Below are 17,234 nucleotides of genomic sequence, written 5' to 3' on the forward strand. Positions count from 1 at the left end.
CATCCGTGAGAGTCTGACGCACATGACCGAGGTGTCCGTCCGGGCGATGTCCCCGCAGGAGTTCGACAACTGGCAGCACGAACTCGCCGCCGGCTACGCCCAGGAACAGGTCGCCGCCGGCAACTGGCCGGCCGAGGAGGCGCTCGACCGGGCCCGGGAGGCCAACGCCGCACTGCTGCCCGAGGGCATGGAGACGCCCGGCATGCTCTTCCTGATCGGCGAGACGGCCGACGGATCCCCGGTCGGCCACCTGTGGATCGGCCTGACCCATCCGCGTGGCGTCCCGGACTGTGCCTTCCTCTACGACATCGAGGTGGCGCCCGAGCGGCGCGGCGCGGGCCTGGGCCGGGCGCTGCTCGCCGCCGGCGAGGCGGTGGCCCGGGAGCGGGGCGCCCGGGCGCTCGAACTCAACGTCTTCGGGGCCAACGAGCGGGCCGCGTCGCTCTACCGGACGTCGGGCTATCGCGTGGTCACCCAGCACATGCGCAAGGACCTTCTCGCCTAGAGGCGGGTGGCGGTCCGGACCAGCGCGGCCAGGGGACGCGACCGGCTGTGCGGCGGCCACGCGATCACGGTGGTCACCGCGGGCGCGTCCGGCACCGGCACGGCGGCCAGATCGGGGCGCAGCAGGGGCCGGCACGACTCCGGCAGCACCGCCGCGGCCCGGCCGAGCGCGATGAGCTGGAACAGCTGGGCGTGCTCCCGGACCTGGGGGCCGGGACCCTCGGGATAGGTGCCGTCGCGCTGCGGCCAGCGCGGCAACGGCAGGTCGGGCAGCGCCTCGACGTCGGCCAGCCGCAGCTGCGTCCGGCCGGCCACCGGATGCCCCGCCGGCACCACCGCCACCTGCTGCTCCGTCACCAGCGCCTCGGTGTCCAGCCCGGCGGTCGAGTCGAACGGGAGGTGCAGCAGCGCCACGTCGGCCCGCCCGTCGCGCAGCAGCCGCTCCTGCTCGCCGATGCCGCACAGCAGCACCTCCACGGCCACCGCGTCGGGCTCCGCGGCGTACGCGTCGAGCAGTTTCGGCAGCAGCTCGTGGGACGCGCCCGCCTTGGTGGCCAGGACCAGGCCGGGACCGCCGTCCGCGGCGGCGCGACGGGTCCGGCGGTCGGCGGCCGCCACCGCGTCCAGGGCGGCCCGTCCCTCGCGCAGCAGCACCGCGCCGGCCGGGGTCAGCGCCACGGCGCGGTGGTCACGGTCCAGCAGCGTCACCCCGAGCCGCCGTTCGAGCTGGCGGATGGCCCGCGACAACGGAGGCTGGGCGATCCCGAGGCGACGGGCGGCACGGCCGAAGTGCAGCTCCTCGGCGACCGCGACGAAGTAGCGCAGCTCCCGGGTCTCCACCCGGCCACCGTACCCCCGGATCGATACCCGGCGGGTATCGCACACTACCGAGACGGTGTTGGCCGCCCGATCGCGGCGCGACCAGGATCGACCGCATGAGCGAACGCACCGTCGCGCTGGTCACCGGCGCGAACAAGGGAATCGGGTACGAGATCGCGGCGGGCCTGGGGGCCCTCGGCTGGCGGGTGGGGGTCGGCGCCCGGGACGAGGGGCGCCGGGAGACCGCCGTGGCGACGCTGCGCGCGGCCGGCGTGGACGCGTTCGGCGTACCGCTGGACGTGACCGACGACGCGAGCGTGACCGCCGCCGCGCGCCTGCTGGAGGAGCGGGCCGGCGGCCTCGACGTGCTGGTCAACAACGCAGGCGTGACCGGCGGAATGCCGCAGCAGCCCGGCGGCGTCGACGTGGCCACCGTGCGGGCGGCGGTCGAGGTCAACGTGGTCGGCGTGGTCCGGGTGACCGAGGCGACGCTGCCGCTGCTGCGCCGCTCGGCGTCCCCCCGGATCGTCAACATGTCCAGCGGGGTCGGCTCGCTCGCCCGGCAGAGCGCCTCCGCCGGCGAGCAGCAGACCGGCCCACTGTCCGTCGCCTATGCGCCGTCGAAGTCGATGCTCAACGCGGTCACCATCCAGTACGCCCGGGCGCTGGCCGACACGAACATCCTGGTCAACGCCGCCTGCCCCGGCTTCACCGCGACCGACCTGAACGGTTTCCGCGGGGTGCGCACGCCGCAGCAGGGCGCGGCGGTCGCGATCCGGTTGGCGACGCTGCCCGACGACGGGCCGACCGGCGGCTTCTTCGAGGACGCGGGCGTGGTGCCGTGGTGACCGGCCCGGTCAGCACCACATGACCGGGTTGCCGGTGGCGACCGACGCGGCGCAGAGTCGGCGCAGCGGCTCGACGATGTAGGCGTAGTCGTCGGCGCACCGGGGTCCGGTCCGTACCGCGAGCCGCTCCGGCGCCGGCGAGCCGTGCTCGCCGACCGGCCTCATCGCCACGGTGGCCCGTGTCCCGTCGTCGCCGACGAGGTCCACCCGGCCGTCGGGCAGCACGCGTTGGGTGAACCGTGTGGCGCGGAACAGCGTGGACGGTGGCTGCGCGACGGTGTCGACGACGAAGAACCCGGCCGGATCCACGCCGGCGTGCCAGCCCGACCCGTGCATGAAGATCCCGTGGTAATCCTCGATGTACTGCATCACCACCTCCCCGGTCGCCTCGTCGACGAGCGCGGTCTCGTCGGCGATCCGGCTCTCCCGGAACGCGTCCAGCTCGGCGAGCGCCGTCGCCGCCTGCTCGACCGTCAGCCCGCCGTCGTTGCCGTCGGGCAGGCCGGCGACAAGCGTCGGGAAGCGGTGCGCCCCGGCCGCGCGCAGCGCCTGCTGGAACATGCGCACCCCGGTCCAGTTGGCCAGGCCCTCGCTGACCAGCTCCATGTGGCGGTGCGGGCAGGCGTCCTCGGCCTTCCAGGCGTAGAAGGCGTTCTCGGCCGCGGCGTCGTACCCGTCGCCGGGCAGCAGGATCAGACAGCCCTCGTCGTCGTAGCCGACCGGTCCCACCGGGCACGGCGCGGCCAGGCCGTCCTGCCAGCACCGGCAGTGCACGAACGCGTCGAGTCCCACGCCCGCACCCTATGCGGCGACCGGCTCGGTCGTGGCCCCGGCCGGACGGGCGTGCCATCATCGGCGGCGTGGGTACGCCGTCCCGGCACCTCAGTGTGCACATCGACCGTCCGGTCGCAGAGGTCTACGCGTTCGCGTCCGACCCGGCGAACCTGCCGCGCTGGGCGCCCGGCCTGGGTGGCTCGGTGACGCGCGAGGACGGCCGCTGGTACGTCGAGACGCCCGAGGGGCGGGCGGGGCTGACGTTCGCGCCGGCCAACGACTTCGGCGTGCTCGACCACGAGGTGCGGACGCCTTCCGGCGAGACGGTGTACGTGCCGCTGCGCGCGATCGCGAACGGCGACGGCACCGAGGTGGTGTTCAGCCTCCGGCGGGGCCCCGGCATGAGCGACGCCGACTTCGCCCGGGACACCGCGCTGGTCGAGGCCGACCTGGCCCGGCTCAAGGCCGTGCTGGAGTCGGCGGAGTAGGTCGATGGACGGCCGGTCACGCAGCGCGATCTTTCCATTACTTGTGCCCGGATTCGCGGCTTTGCTCCTTTCCGGATGTAGTTTTCATTGACTCCCGTTTGTGTGGTGGATAGCGTCGTCGTCACGTTGATTGACCGATGACAACCACGGGGATGACATGAGTGAGGTCCTGCGGCGCTGGCCGCGTGTGTGGCGGCGCCATTGAGCCGTCTCGGCATACTCATTCCTCGGGGCGTTCCGGCCCTGGAGTGAGTCTTCTCCGGCGTGCGCCGAGGCGGCGCCCCGGTTTGGTGGGGACCTGACCGTGCTGGTGGATGCTGGTGCGGCGCGTGAGCCGCACCCCTGGCGGCTGCGTCACCCGTACTGACCGATCCGCTTTTTCTTTTCTCTTTCCGCGATGACGCCTGCGCTTTTGCAGATGCGTCGAATCCTGTGCTGCCACGAATTCCGTCGTGGTCGGCACGGTGCGGTGCGTCCATTTTCCGGCGGAAACAGGTCCGCCGGGAAACTGTCTGGTGAGGAGTGTCGATGGGTCAACGTCAAGTGGTCGTGGGGGTGGCGTCCGCGCTACTGGCCACGTCGGTGCTGGCGGTTCCGCCGGCCGCGTCCGCCGCGCCCGCCGCGCCGAAGGCGACGGAGTCGGCGCCCGAGGTGTCGCCCCGGTCGTCGTCGAAGGTGTGGTTGTACGACTCGCCGCAGCGTGCGGTGGCACGGGCCGCCGCGGGGGCGGCGCCGTCGGTGCCGAAGGGCACCGGGCCGGTACGCAGCGGCACGCAGGTGTCGTTCTCGCTGGCCGACCGGATGGAGGTGAAGGTCAACGTCGGGTCCGGCAACCTGATGGTGAACACGACGGACCTCACGCTGCCGGGGATCGCCGGGAACGTGACGCTGGGCGCGTCGTTCAACAGCCTGATGCTGGGCAGCGACCTGTCTGCCGGCGCGCACGGGCCGGGCTGGCGGACCCGGGCCGGGCAGGACGTCAAGCTGTACCCGGCCGACGACGGGTCGGTCACCTACGCCGCCGCCGACGGGGTGGTCGGCAAGTTCACCTGGTCCGGGTCGGCCTACACCACGCCGGGTGAGTTCAAGGCCAAGCTGGTCAAGAACGGCACCGGCTGGAAGCTGACCGAGAACGAGAGCGGCAAGAAGCTGTTCTTCACCTCCGACGGCCTGCTCGACAAGACCGAGGACCGCAACGACAACGTCACCGACTACTCCTACAGCGGCGGCCAGCTCACCCAGGTCGTCTCCGACCGGGGCGGCCAGTACGCGCGCAAGGCCACGGCCACGTTCGCCAACGGTCGGCTGACGAAGTACGAGCAGACCGACGGCTACACCGTCATCCGCGAGGTGTCCTACAAGTACGACACCAACAACCGCCTCCAGGCGATCGACCTGCTGGGAGCGACCCGGCAGTGGGCGTTCGAGTACAACACCGCCGGCGACCTGGTGAAGATCTGGAACAAGGACGACACCTTCAGCACCGTCACCTACGACGGTCAGCACCGGGTCACCTCGTTCACCCAGGTCACCGACAACGCCACCGGCCAGGGCGCGACCACCCGCTTCGCGTACCCGACGTCGTCCCAGACGATGGTGGCCGACCCCCGACAGGACCTGTCCCAGCCGGTCGCCTCGGTGCCGCACACCACGTATGACCTGAACAGCGACAAGCGGGTCACCAAGGCCACCGACCCGGCCGGTAACGAGCGGTCCAAGACCTACACGCCGTGGCAGGACGTCAAGACCGACGTCAGCCCGAAGGGCAGCACGGTCACCAACACCTTCGGCGCCAACGCCGAGCAGTCGCTGACGAAGTCGGCGTCGCCGTCCGGGGCCAGCGCGTCGGCCGCGTACGCGAACGCGGCGACCTCGACGAACCCGACGGCGAACTTCCAGCCGTCCTCGGCGACCGACGCCCAGAACAACTCCTCCACCTACACCTACAACGGCGCCGGCAACCGCACCTCCACCGCCGACGCGCTCGCCGCCAAGGCCGAGGTCGACTACAACACCGACGGCACGGTCAAGACCTCCACCGACCCGGCGAACACCGGCAACCCCACCACCTACGCCTACGACGGCGACAAGCAGATCAAGACGGTCACCCCGCCTACCGGCAACGGGCTGGCGGTCAAGTCGTTCACCTACGACATCCTCGGCCGCATCGCCACGGTGACCCAGGGCGCGTGCACCACCACCTTCGAGTGGACGAAGGACGACCGGGTCCGCAAGACCAGCTACTCCGGCTGCGGCACGATGTCCGACGTCACCTACGAGTATGGGCGCGCCGGCAACCTGGTCACCCGCACCGACGCCACCGGCACCACCACCTACGACTGGGACGCACTCAACCGGCTGCACCGGCGCACGAACCCCGGCACCGCGACCTTCATCTACGACCACGATCTGGCGGGCAACCTGACCGGGATCACCGACGGTCGCGGCACCACGAAGCACTACTACAACAGCCGCAACTGGCTGGTCCGCACCGACACCGCCAGCGGCACCCGCTACAACTACTCCTACGACGACGACGGCAACCGCGAGAACATGTGGTTCGCCAGCAACGAGGGCAACAGCGTCTACGCCCTGCGTGTCAAGACCACCTACGACAAGTCGGACCGGCCCACCCGGATCACGGCCACCCGCAACTCCGCCGCCCCCGCGACGGTGTTCGACGTGACCTACTGCTACGCCAAGTACACCTCCGGCCAACCGTGCTCCACCGCCAGCGGTGACGACACCGGGCTGCGGCAGTGGCAGAAGGACGAGACGTCCGGCGCGATCAGCCAGTTCACCTACGACAAGTCCAACCGGCTGACCAAGGCCACCAACTACAACGGCAAGACCTACGACTACACGTACGACAGCAACGGAAACCGCAAGACCGTCAAGGTCGACGGCACCACCACCCAGACCCTGACGTTCAACACCGCCAACCAGGTCACCACCACGAACAACACCTACGACAACCGCGGCAACCAGACCCGCGCCAGCAACCCGTCGGTCAACCCGATGACCTACAACGGCGCGAGCCAGATGGCCACCGCGAACTCCGGCACGTTCGCCTACGCCGGCGCCGACCAGGTCGAGCTGACCCGCGTCGGAACCACCACGATGCAGTACGGCTACGAGGACCAGCACGGCATGCCCTGGCTCCAGTCCTGGACCGCCAGTGGCACGACCGTCTACGTGGAGCGCGACGGCCTCGGCACGCCGCTCGGCCTCAGGATCAACGGCATCGACACCGCCTTCGTCCTCGACGGGCTCGGCACGCCGGTGGCGGTCGTCAAGGCCAATGGCACCCTTGCTGCCACGTACAGGTACGACCCCTACGGCAACGCCACCACCACGGACGAGTACAACCTCGGCGCCAGCAACCTCATTCGCTACACCGGCGGCACCTACGACTCCACGACCGGCTTCACCAAGTTGGGGCAGCGTTGGTACAACCCCCAGCAGGGTCGCTTCACGCAACAGGACAGCCTGAGCTTCATCGGCAACCCGCGGAACGGAAACCGATACGCCTACGCGGGTGCCAACCCCGTCAACTACACCGACCCGACTGGGGAGAGCATTGCCGATATTCTCGGCGACATCGGTTGGTATGGAGACCTCGGCGAAGCCGCCGTCAACTTCGCCAGCGGGGATACGGACGCCCTTGAGGACCAGGCTGCGTCCCTTGCGGTCAGTCTTGCGGTGGAAGTCGGCTGTAACTTCGTCCTGGGTCTCGCTGCTCCCGCGACAGCCGGTGCCTCGATGGTGATCGGTCAGCTGGGGTGCATGGCTCTGGCGTCGAAGGCGGGCGATGCGGTGTCGTAACTCGACGACGCTGGCCGGTGAGGCGAGTTTGCCACAACGGTCAATCGGGTAGCTAGCCGAGTGGTGGCGCCGAAAATGCCAGAAATGGTTTGGAGGCGCCACCACTCTCGCCCAATCCGTGCGACGACCCAGATATGGGAGGATTGAATGGCCAACCACCCGACCTCGGATTCTGGTGGCCCTTACAGTAAGAGCCTGATGCGTGCTCTGGCAGCAGCCACGGGAGTGTTGTCGTTGATTGTGCTCGTGTGGGGGGTCGTCAGAGTCGTCAATGGTGACTCCCGAGGGATCACGATGGCGGTTATCGGTGGCGTGTTGATTCTCATCGTGCTTGTCGGCGTTCCCTACGGTGCTCGGCGCGGGCGGTTGTGACAAAGTTTTCTGCCAGCCAGTGGTCCCTACTCTCTCGAGGATTGATTGAGGATGAGTGAACAGCACACGGTTGATGTCGCGGCGGCCGTCGAGCGGATGGGTTCCCGAATCGGGGCAGGGCGCGAGCTCAAGGAGCTGGAATCCCATCTCCAGCCGGAGGAGCGGGTCAAGGCCCTGGTTGCCGGCAGGCATGGACCCGGTAACGGCCTCTTGGTCCTGACCGGCCAGCGCGTCTTCTTTTTCTTCGACGGCCTCGTCCGTGACGACTTCGTCTCCGCCTCGCTGGATCGCATCGAGAATGTCGAGTGGAAGACGGGCGTCAACCTGGGAACGATCACCGTGTCCGGCGATGAGGTGATCGAGGTGTCGGGGGTCGACAAGGACGGGGGCGATTTCTTCGTCGCGGCGCTGGGCAAGGAACGTGGCCGGCCGGCTGGCACCTGAGGTTCACGTCAGGAAACGGCGGCGTTGGGGGCGGCGCCTATGGCGTTCGTCCCCAGCGGCCCAGAGGCCACGCGTCCGGTCGCCGCTCGGCAGGTCGGGTGCGTCGTTGTTCCTGACCGAAGCCGCGAAGACTGACATCCGGCTGGTGACGTCCGACGGCCGGCGCGGGGCATGAACGTTGACGAGATCGACAACCGGCCGTGCTTCCCTGGCGACCGGTAGGGAAATGTGCCCCGGATCAGGGCTGGTGAGGCTCGCCTGATGCAGCCCTGGCCACCTCAGCGTCGGGTCGACGTCATGAACCGGGTCCACGCAGCCGGGGTGAAGGTGAGCACCGGTCCGGCCAGGTCCTTCGAGTCGCGGACGCCGACCACACCGGGCAGGTTGCCGGCGACCTCCACGCAGTTGCCGCCGTTGCCGCCGCTGCGGGTGCTCTTGCGCCACCGGGCGCCGCTCAGGTCCATGCCGCCGCCACTTCCCTCAGCAGTTCCAGGGTCCGCGCGCGGGGCAGCGCCTCGCCCCGGATGCGTTCCCGTTCCCACCGACGCTCCAGGGTAGCAATCTCCGAAGGCTGCTCGATGATCTGCGCGCGGGCCTGGCTGTCCACATGCGCCACCCGAGTGCCGTCGCGCAGCTCCGCGATGACGAACGGGCCGTCCAGCCCGGGATAGGTCGGCGTGTCCACCGGCACCACGTGGAGCTGCACGTTCGGCAGCTCGGCGCAGGCGAGCAGATAGGTCACCTGCGCGGCCATCAGTGCCCGGTCGCCGGCGGCGGCGCGGCGCAGCACCTGCTCGTCGAGCACCACGACGTACAGCGGCCCGCGCGCCCGGGTGAGGATGCCCTGCCGGTCCAGCCGGGCGGTGACCAGGTCGGTGACCTCGTCGGCGGTCAGCGGCTGGCCGATGAACGTGGCCCGGGCGTACGCCTCGGTCTGCAACAGGCCCGGCACCCACGCCAGTTGGAAGGCGCGCAGCGCGACCGCCTCGCGTTCGATGTCCACCCACGGGCGGAACCACGCCGGCTCGTGACGGCGGATCACGTCCGGCCAGAGCGCCTCGATCGGCTGGCCCAGCAGGTTCGCCACAGTCGCGCGGTGCCGGCTCTGCGGGATGTGCCCGGGGTTCGCCCACCGGGCCACCGTCTTCGGGTGCAGGCCGAGCCGCTCCGCCAGGCTCTCGGCGGTGTGGCCGGCGCCGGCCAGCGCGGTGACGAAGGCGTGGTTCATGCCCGTTCCTCCCCGGAGCAGAGAACCGTCCGAAGAAGATTGCACAACGCTGTGTGATTGTTCGGGCACCCTCGGCATGGTGGAGGCATGACCGAACCGACACCGACATCGGCGTACCCCCGGGTGGTGCTGCCGCTGACCGATCGCGATCGTGCGGCGCTTCCTGTGGTTCCCGCCGCTCACCTGACTCCGAGGCACGCGCCGTCGCCCTCCGGCTGCGCTGAGGGTGTAAGGAAGGGCCCCCTATTAACGCCTGGGGTAGAGGAAGGGCCCCTTTTTAACAGCTCGCTGTTAAAAAGGGGCCCTTCCTTACATCCGAACTCAGCTGGCGATCATGCGGCGCAGCACGTACTGCAGGATGCCGCCGTGCCGGTAGTAGTCCGCCTCACCCGGCGTGTCGATGCGGACCACGGCGTCGAACTCCACGCCGGTGTCGGTGGTGACCTTCACCGTGCGCGGGGTGTCGCCGTCGTTCAGCGCGGTGACGCCGCTGATCGAGAACGTCTCCGTGCCGGTCAGGCCCAGCGACTCGGCGGTGGTGTCCACCGGGAACTGCAGCGGCAGCACGCCCATGCCGATCAGGTTCGAGCGGTGGATCCGCTCGTACGACTCGGCGATGACCGCCTTCACGCCCAGCAGCATGGTGCCCTTGGCCGCCCAGTCCCGCGACGAACCCGAGCCGTACTCCTTGCCGGCCAGGATGACCAGCGGGACGCCCGCCTCCTGGTAGGCCATCGAGGCGTCGTAGATCGAGGACTGCTCGCCGGTGAGGTGGTTGACCGTGAAGCCACCCTCCACCCCCGGGACGAGCTGGTTGCGCAGCCGGATGTTGGCGAACGTGCCCCGGATCATCACCTCGTGGTTGCCTCGGCGGGAGCCGTACGAGTTGAACTCGTGCCGGGCCACGCCGTGCTCGGCCAGGTACGTGCCGGCGGGGGAGTCCGCCTTGATCGAGCCGGCCGGGGAGATGTGGTCGGTGGTCACCGAGTCGCCCAGCTTCGCCAGCACCCGCGCGTCGGCGATGTCCTGCACCGGGGTCGGCTGCTGCTGCATGCCCTCGAAGTACGGGGGCTTACGCACGTAGGTCGACTCGCCGTCCCAGGAGAACGTGTCACCGGTCGGGGTCGGCAGCGACTGCCAGCGCTCGTCGCCGGCGAACACGTCGGCGTACGCGGAGCTGAAGCCGGTCGCGCCGATCGCCGAGGCGATGACGTCCTGGATCTCGGCGGTGTTCGGCCAGATCTCCCGCAGGTACACCGGGTTGCCCTGCGAGTCCTCACCGATCGGCTCGTTGGCCAGGTCGATGTCCATGGTGCCGGCGAGCGCGTACGCGACCACCAGCGGCGGGGACGCCAGGTAGTTCATCTTGACGTCCGGGTTGATCCGGCCCTCGAAGTTGCGGTTGCCGGACAGCACCGACACGACGGCCAGGTCGCCCTCGTTGACGGCGGCGGAGACCTCCTCCGGCAGCGGGCCGGAGTTGCCGATGCAGGTGGTGCAGCCGTAGCCGACCAGGTTGAAGCCGAGCTTCTCCAGGTACGGCGTGAGGCCGGAGCGGTCGTAGTAGTCCATGACGACCTTCGAGCCCGGGGCCAGGGTGGTCTTCACCCACGGCTTGCGGGCCAGGCCCTTCTCCACCGCGTTGCGGGCCAGCAGCGCGGCGCCGATCATCACCTGCGGGTTCGAGGTGTTGGTGCAGGAGGTGATCGCCGCGATCACCACGGCGCCGTGGTCCAGCTCGTACTCGACGCCGTCGGCGCCGGTCACGCGTACCGGGTTGGTGGCCCGGCCGCCCGCGCCCACGGCGGCGGTCTCCAGGTCGCGCGGCGCGTCCGCCGGGTCGTTGACGCCGTTGGCCGGGGCATCGCTGGCCGGGAAGGACTCGGCGCTGGCCTCGTCGGCCGGGCCGTCGGTGCCGAACGGCTTCTCCTGCTGCGGCACGCCGGGCTTGCGACCCGGGTCGCCGCCGGTCTCGTCGGCGGCCACGTAGTCGGTCAGCGCCGAGCGGAACAGCGTCTTGGCGCTGCCCAGCGGCACCCGGTCCTGCGGGCGCTTCGGGCCGGCCAGGGACGGCTCGATGGTGCCGAGGTCCAGCTCCAGGCGCTCCGAGTACTCCGGCTCGCGCGCCGGGTCGTGCCAGAGGCCCTGCTCCTTGGCGTACGCCTCGACCAGCGCGACCTGAGACGCGTCGCGGCCGGTCAGCTCCAGGTAGCGGACGGTCTCGGCGTCGATCGGGAAGATCGCCACGGTCGAGCCGTACTCCGGCGACATGTTGCCGATGGTGGCGCGGTTGGCCAGCGGCACCGCGCTCACGCCCGGGCCGTAGAACTCGACGAACTTGCCGACCACGCCGTGCTTCCGCAGCATCTCGGTGATGGTGAGCACCAGGTCGGTGGCGGTGGTGCCGGCCGGCATCTCGCCGGAGAGCTTGAAGCCGACGACGCGCGGGATCAGCATGCTGACCGGCTGGCCGAGCATCGCGGCCTCGGCCTCGATGCCACCGACGCCCCAACCCAGCACGCCCAGGCCGTTGACCATGGTGGTGTGCGAGTCGGTGCCGACGACCGTGTCCGGGTACGCCTGGCCGTTGCGCTCCATGATCGTACGGGCCAGGTACTCGATGTTGACCTGGTGCACGATGCCGGTGCCCGGCGGGACGACCTTGAACTCGTTGAACGCGGTCTGGCCCCAGCGCAGGAACTGGTAGCGCTCCTTGTTGCGCTCGTACTCCAGCTCGACGTTGCGCTCGAAGGCGTCCTCGCGGCCGAACAGGTCGGCGATGACGGAGTGGTCGATGACCAGCTCGGCCGGGGCGAGCGGGTTCACCTTGGTGGCGTCGCCGCCGAGGTCGCGGACCGCCTCGCGCATGGTGGCCAGGTCGACGACGCAGGGCACACCGGTGAAGTCCTGCATCAGCACCCGGGCCGGGGTGAACTGGATCTCCACGCTCGGGTCGGCGGTGGGGTCCCACGCGCCGAGCTGCTGGATGTGGTCGGCGGTGATGTTCGCGCCGTCCTCGGTCCGCAGCAGGTTCTCCAGCAGGATCTTCAAGCTGTAGGGCAGCCGATCGTGGCCCTCCACCTTGTCGATCCTGAAAATCTCGTAGCTCGCGTCTCCGACGCGTAGCTGGGTCTTCGCACCGAAGGTGTCGAGGCTCGCCACGTCGTACTCCTTCACACCAGCGACCGTGAGTAGTCCTGAGCAGTTTGTCGCACCGACCGGGGCGCCGCCGTGCTTAGGCGACACTTACCTACGTCGGTCTCTACAAAACCGTACGTCCGTCTTGCTATTCGCGCAACCTCGTGCCAGCGTGCGGGACGCGGAGGGCTCCCGGCCGGCGACGGGTCCACACGTGTCCTTCGGGCCCTCGGGAGGCGACGTCGCGCGGGTAGGGTCGGCGTGTGGTCGACGTGCAGCACTGGCTCTCCGCGCTACCCCCGGGCGTGATCTACCTGATCGTGGGCGGGGTGATCGGCGTCGAGAGCATGGGCATCCCACTGCCCGGCGAGATCGTGCTGGTCAGCTCCGCCCTGCTCGCCGCCGCCGGGGTGGTCCAGCCCGAGTGGGTGGCCATCGCCGCCGCGACCGGCGCGATCGTCGGCGACTCCATCGGGTACGCGGTGGGCCGCCGCGGCGGCCGGCCGCTGCTCGAACGGCTGGGTCGGCGCTTCCCCAAGCACCTCGGCCCGGCGCACCTGGCCCGCGCCGAGCAGAGCTTCGCCCGTCACGGTGTCTGGGCGGTCTTCTTCGGGCGGTTCGTCGCGCTGCTGCGCATCCTCGCCGGCCCGCTGGCCGGGGCGCTGCACGTGCCGTACCGGCGGTTCCTGGTGGCGAACGCGGCCGGCGGTCTGGTCTGGGCGTTCGGCACCACCTACCTGTTGTTCTCCGTCGGGCGGGCCGCCGAGCACTGGCTCAAGGACATCTCCTGGGCCGGGCTGGTGCTCGCCGTGCTGGCCGGCCTGGTCAGCACCGCGTGGCTGCGCCGCCGCGCGAAGCGGCTGGGCCCGGTCGAGACGCCCGACCAGGCCGAGCCGGTCGGGGCGACGGAACGCTGAGAAAGGGCCCGGCCCCGTGGTGGGGTCGGGCCCTTTGCCGTGTTGGTGGGTCAGCTGGTGCTGTAGCCGCGGGTGGCGATCCAGTCGGCGAGGTTGTCGATGCTCATCCGGTAGGTGGCGGTGTTGGGGTTGGCGCTGTCGGCGATGGTGACGGTGGTGCCGTTGTCGCGGTAGCCGATGACGCTGATGTAGTGGCCGCCTTCGAAGGAGTGGGTGGTGCCGTCGGTGTCGGTGGCGGTGCCGGCGATGTTGGCGACGATGGCGCGGCCGTCGTCGATGGTGCGCATGATGTCGGTGCGCAGGGTGTCGGTCTGCTTGTCGTCGGCCTTAGCGCTCTTGATTTCGACGGAGCGGTAGGGCTTGCCGGTTTCCTTGTTCAGGACGGGGGTGATGTCGTTGATGCTGTTGGTGCCGGCTTCGGTGGTGCCCATTTCGCGGGCCATGGCGTCGACGTCGATGTTCTTGCCCAGGACGCTGATGGCGTTGCGGGCGGCGGCGGGGCCGCAGTAGTAGAAGTTGGGCTGGGCTTCGTAGCGCACGTCGAGTTCCCGCTCACCGTGTCCGCTCTTGGCGGCCATGGTGGTGGTCTTCTCGGCCGGGCTGGCGTGGGCGGCGATCGCGGGGCCGGCGATGCCACCGGCGGTCGCGGCGATACCGGCAGCGGTCAGGACGGTCTTACGCAGCAGGGTGGTAGCCATGATGGTGCCTCCCAAGGGGGGGGGTGGGGGGACACGGCACGGGGGTGCCGTGCGAAGAGGGGGAAGTCTGAAAGCCCGGCGGCCCGGGGGCGCCTGTCCGGCGGCCAGCGGGTGGCCTGCACGGGCGGCTCAAGGGGGATGTAACCACCGGCGGGGGCCGGTCATTCCGACCGGGGCCTGGCCTGCCGACGCGATGGTCGGGGGGCGCGCGGTCTAGCCGGTACAACGCCTGACCCCCGGCACCGATTCCACGCTCACGGTGGCGCCGACCACGGCCGAACCGGACAAACGGCTCATGGCACGCAGCCCCGCACGCGGCGGCTCGCCCGAACCGGACATCACGGGTCACATCGCCGTCGACGCTGTCCGCGCCGACGCCGGCTTCTGGTCGGCGGTCGCGAAATCTCGGTAGGAAACGGCCCCGATCGGGGCCGTTTCCTACCGATCTCGGGTGTCTCGCAGGGGAGCGATGCTGAGGCGAGGCGGCGGCTCACCCCAGCCGGCGCAGTTGGCATCGGGCCGGCGGGCGCCACGGACGGGGGCGTCTGGTGGACCCGGCACGGGCCGGGCGACGCCCTCGACGTGCCGTTCTTCGACACGGTCACCGCGGTCACGGTGCCTTTCGAGCTGATGCCGTCAGCGACTCACGCGTTCCCGGAGCGGGCGGGCACCGGCGCCCCGAGTCGTTTCTGATATCAGCTCGAAAGGCGTTGCGGAGGCGAGTGCTGCGGGCGCGGGCTGTGGCCGACCCGTCCTGGGCGCGGGCGGCGACCGAGCCACCGGCCCGGCATCGTTCGCGTTCAGCGGCCGGGTGGCGGACACGCGAATGTCACGGTCCGACGCACCGACAGCCGGCCCAGGTCACCCCGGGCGTCCCACCCGAGGGTCGGCACCCGACACCAGCCGCGTCGCCGCGACGAGACCCCGCCGTGTCGCCGCCACCTCGGCGTCATGGATCGGGACGTCAGGTGAGCAGGTCGAGCAGGGCATCTCGGGCGGAGCGGACGGCAGTCCGGGATTCCTCGGTGTGGTCCAGAGCGTCGAATCCGTGCCGTCCGTTCGGTACGTCCACCACGCGCATCGGCCAACCCTGTCGCTCGGCGGCGGCGGTGAACGCCGCGACGGTGGAGGCGACCTCGGGTCGGTCCCGCCCGACCCGGGTCAGCACGAGCGTCGGCGAAGCGCCGGCGGCGGAAACCACACCGGCCGAGCCCGTGCCCGCCGCGCCGACCGCGCCCGCCGGTCCGATGGCGTCGGCTGCGGGGGGAGTGGGAGTGGGCGGGGTGAGGGCGTCGAGCGGGTGGAAACGCCGGTCGATCGGGGGCCATTCGGGCAGGGGTGCCAGCAGCGGGTACGTAGCGGCGAGGCCGCGCAGCCAACGGGGCGGGTCGCGCAGCCAGTCGCCGAGCAGCAGGCCCGCGCCGGAGAAGAACCACACTGCCAACCGGTCGCTGTCGACGCGGGGATCGGCCCGAAGCAGGGCGGCGGCGTCGACGACGCGGGTGGCGACGGTGGTCAGGTCGTCGGGGCTCGCCACGGCGAGCCGGGGGATCGCGACGACCGCGCCTCGGTCGGCGAGCAGGGCGCCGTAGCCGCGGTAGAGCGGCCAGTCCCGGGCGTCCGGCGCCTCCGGAGGCCCGGGAACGCCGTGCACCACCACGACCCCCGGGTGAGGGCCGTCGCCGGCGGGCAGGTGCAGGTCGACGTCGCCGTGCCGCTCGACCGGGGCGGCCGGCGGATCGAGAATAAACTGTGTCTCCCAGAAACTGTTTCCCATCGCACCGATGATAGGGCAGGTCACCGCCGCCCGTAACCCTCCAGTCAGGAGGAGGAAGAAGCCTTCGCGTGCCGCTCGCGCAGCCGGTCCCGGATCTCCTCCGGCGTGTACGCCCGCCGCCGTCGTTCCGCCCGGGCCACCACCACGCCCGTCGCCGCGACGCCGGCGAGACCGGCCAGGCCGAGCAGCTTCCACCACCGCACTCGTTGCCGCATCGGCTTAGGGTAGTCCTCCATGAGCATCAGCCTGGACGAGGCCGTGGAGCTGACCCGCACCGGCGACCTGTGGGTGTTCCGCGGACGCAGCGTGCCCGATCGGGCCATCCAGTTCACCACCAACAGCCCGGTCAACCACGTGGGCATGGCGGTGGTGCTGGACGACATGCCGCCGTTGATGTGGCACGCGGAGCTGGGCCGCTCGCTGCCGGACATGTGGACCGGCACGCACCAGCGCGGCGTGCAACTACATGACCTGCGCGACGCGGTCTGCGTCTGGGCCAACCGCTACGGCCAGCGGGGCTGGCTGCGTCAGCTCGAACCGCCGGTCGACGCCGCGATGGAGGAGGCGGTACTGCGTACCGTGGCCCGCCTCGACGGAACGCCCTTCCCGTCGACGGCGCAGCTCGCCTGGCGCTGGGCCCGGGGTCGGGTGCCGCACCCCCGCCGCCGTCCGTCCACCCCGGACGGGGGCCTGCCGACGGACGGGAGCGGGTCGACCGAGGGTGGCCGGACCTCCGGCCGCGACCGGGCGCTGGAGACGGCGTACTGCGCGGAGGTGGTCGCGGTGACCTACGAGGCGATGGGGCTGCTGCCCGCCGGCCGGCGCCCCAACTGGTACGACCCGGGGCGGTTCTGGAGCGGCGACGACCTGGCCCTGACCGGCGGCGCGCAGCTCGGCGCCGAGATCGAGGTGCGCATCCCACCCCGCTGACCAGGTTTGCCCGGTCGGCCGGCCGGTAATGAGGAGCCTCGTGACGGCTTCCACCGACCTCGACACGCTGACCGACTTCTTCGACCGGTACGGCGTGGCACTGACCACCGCCGACGTGCCGGCCATCGCCGGCTGCTACGCCCTGCCCGGGCTGGTGGTCGCCGACACCTACAGCTTCTCGTTCACCTCACCGGCCGCCGTGGCGCTGAGCTTCGTCGGCGCCGCACCCGACTACCAGGAGCGGGAACTGGTCGCCGCGAACGCCCAGATCGAGGACGTGCAGCAGGTGTCGGCGCTGCTCACCGAGGTGGCGGTGCGGTGGGAGTTCCTGGACAGCCAGGGTGGCGCGGTGCCGGGCGAGCGCTACCGCTACGTGCTGCGGACCACCGACGAGGGCCCGGTGATCTGCACCGTCATCCGCACCGCCTGAACCGCCCCCGGGTGTTAAGCGGGGGCCCCTCCTCTACCGCAT

The 17,234-nt window shown here is 70.7% G+C and carries 16 protein-coding genes; 8 read left to right on the plus strand and 8 right to left on the minus strand.

The window, feature by feature from the left end:
* Positions 1–22: 22 nt before the first annotated feature.
* Positions 23–505 (plus strand): GNAT family N-acetyltransferase, encoded by a 483-nt coding sequence (locus CO540_RS29335; protein ID WP_099164413.1) that lies wholly within the window; start codon positions 23–25, stop codon positions 503–505.
* On the opposite strand, the gene CO540_RS29340 is transcribed toward CO540_RS29335, so the two are convergent.
* Positions 502–1,344: a LysR family transcriptional regulator gene (locus tag CO540_RS29340; protein WP_099164414.1), complete on the minus strand. Its 843-nt coding sequence runs from the start codon at positions 1,342–1,344 to the stop codon at positions 502–504. The two genes, CO540_RS29335 and CO540_RS29340, sit on opposite strands and share 4 nt — an antisense overlap.
* Before the next feature lie 95 nt (positions 1,345–1,439).
* Between CO540_RS29340 and CO540_RS29345 the strand changes: the two genes are divergently transcribed.
* Positions 1,440–2,171, plus strand: a complete 732-nt coding sequence (locus CO540_RS29345; protein WP_099164415.1) for an SDR family NAD(P)-dependent oxidoreductase — start codon at positions 1,440–1,442, stop codon at positions 2,169–2,171.
* 9 nt (positions 2,172–2,180) lie between these two features.
* Here the strand turns inward: CO540_RS29345 and CO540_RS29350 are convergent, their stop codons facing one another.
* Positions 2,181–2,963, minus strand: a complete 783-nt coding sequence (locus tag CO540_RS29350) for a hypothetical protein (RefSeq protein ID WP_099164416.1) — start codon at positions 2,961–2,963, stop codon at positions 2,181–2,183.
* A gap of 68 nt (positions 2,964–3,031) precedes the next feature.
* On the opposite strand from CO540_RS29350, the gene CO540_RS29355 reads away from it, so the two are divergent.
* The 3 genes from CO540_RS29355 (at position 3,032) to CO540_RS29365 (ending at position 8,074) form a co-directional block, all read left to right on the plus strand.
* On the plus strand, positions 3,032–3,433 hold the full coding sequence (locus tag CO540_RS29355) for an SRPBCC family protein (protein ID WP_099165016.1): 402 nt from the start codon (positions 3,032–3,034) through the stop codon (positions 3,431–3,433).
* Positions 3,434–3,961: 528 nt separating this feature from the next.
* On the plus strand, positions 3,962–7,258 hold the full coding sequence (locus CO540_RS29360; RefSeq protein WP_253866274.1) for an RHS repeat-associated core domain-containing protein: 3,297 nt from the start codon (positions 3,962–3,964) through the stop codon (positions 7,256–7,258).
* Between the two features lie 423 nt (positions 7,259–7,681).
* Entirely contained in the window at positions 7,682–8,074 is a 393-nt protein-coding gene (locus tag CO540_RS29365; RefSeq protein ID WP_099164417.1) for a PH domain-containing protein, read from the plus strand.
* A gap of 278 nt (positions 8,075–8,352) precedes the next feature.
* On the opposite strand, the gene CO540_RS29370 is transcribed toward CO540_RS29365, so the two are convergent.
* The 3 genes from CO540_RS29370 to CO540_RS29380 all read right to left on the minus strand — a co-directional run bounded on the left by CO540_RS29370 (position 8,353) and on the right by CO540_RS29380 (position 12,479).
* A complete protein-coding gene (locus CO540_RS29370; protein ID WP_099164418.1) occupies positions 8,353–8,538 on the minus strand; it encodes a DUF397 domain-containing protein in 186 nt (61 codons plus the stop codon).
* Entirely contained in the window at positions 8,529–9,302 is a 774-nt protein-coding gene (locus CO540_RS29375; protein WP_099164419.1) for a DUF5753 domain-containing protein, read from the minus strand. The genes CO540_RS29370 and CO540_RS29375 overlap by 10 nt, the downstream gene beginning before the upstream one ends.
* A 321-nt stretch (positions 9,303–9,623) precedes the next feature.
* Positions 9,624–12,479 (minus strand): aconitate hydratase, encoded by a 2,856-nt coding sequence (locus CO540_RS29380; RefSeq protein WP_091573447.1) that lies wholly within the window; start codon positions 12,477–12,479, stop codon positions 9,624–9,626.
* Between the two features lie 224 nt (positions 12,480–12,703).
* On the opposite strand from CO540_RS29380, the gene CO540_RS29385 reads away from it, so the two are divergent.
* Positions 12,704–13,357, plus strand: a complete 654-nt coding sequence (locus CO540_RS29385; RefSeq protein ID WP_099164420.1) for a DedA family protein — start codon at positions 12,704–12,706, stop codon at positions 13,355–13,357.
* 50 nt (positions 13,358–13,407) lie between these two features.
* Here CO540_RS29385 and CO540_RS29390 read toward each other — a convergent pair whose 3' ends face one another.
* The 3 genes from CO540_RS29390 to CO540_RS30510 all read right to left on the minus strand — a co-directional run bounded on the left by CO540_RS29390 (position 13,408) and on the right by CO540_RS30510 (position 16,047).
* Complete coding sequence (locus tag CO540_RS29390; RefSeq protein WP_099164421.1) at positions 13,408–14,055, minus strand: C39 family peptidase; 648 nt, start codon at positions 14,053–14,055, stop codon at positions 13,408–13,410.
* A 964-nt stretch (positions 14,056–15,019) separates the two neighbouring features.
* On the minus strand, positions 15,020–15,832 hold the full coding sequence (locus tag CO540_RS29395) for a hypothetical protein (RefSeq protein ID WP_099164422.1): 813 nt from the start codon (positions 15,830–15,832) through the stop codon (positions 15,020–15,022).
* 44 nt (positions 15,833–15,876) lie between these two features.
* Positions 15,877–16,047, minus strand: coding sequence for a hypothetical protein (locus CO540_RS30510; protein ID WP_172967964.1), 171 nt, complete (start codon positions 16,045–16,047; stop codon positions 15,877–15,879).
* Positions 16,048–16,066: 19 nt separating this feature from the next.
* Here CO540_RS30510 and CO540_RS29400 point away from each other — a divergent pair, with 19 nt between their 5' ends.
* A complete protein-coding gene (locus CO540_RS29400) occupies positions 16,067–16,762 on the plus strand; it encodes a hypothetical protein (RefSeq protein WP_099164423.1) in 696 nt (231 codons plus the stop codon).
* 40 nt (positions 16,763–16,802) lie between these two features.
* A complete protein-coding gene (locus tag CO540_RS29405) occupies positions 16,803–17,192 on the plus strand; it encodes a hypothetical protein (protein WP_091573452.1) in 390 nt (129 codons plus the stop codon).
* The last annotated feature ends 42 nt before the right edge of the window (positions 17,193–17,234 follow it).

It is taken from the genome of Micromonospora sp. WMMA2032, from assembly GCF_002688545.1.
Classification (GTDB): Bacteria; Actinomycetota; Actinomycetes; order Mycobacteriales; family Micromonosporaceae; genus Micromonospora; species Micromonospora sediminicola.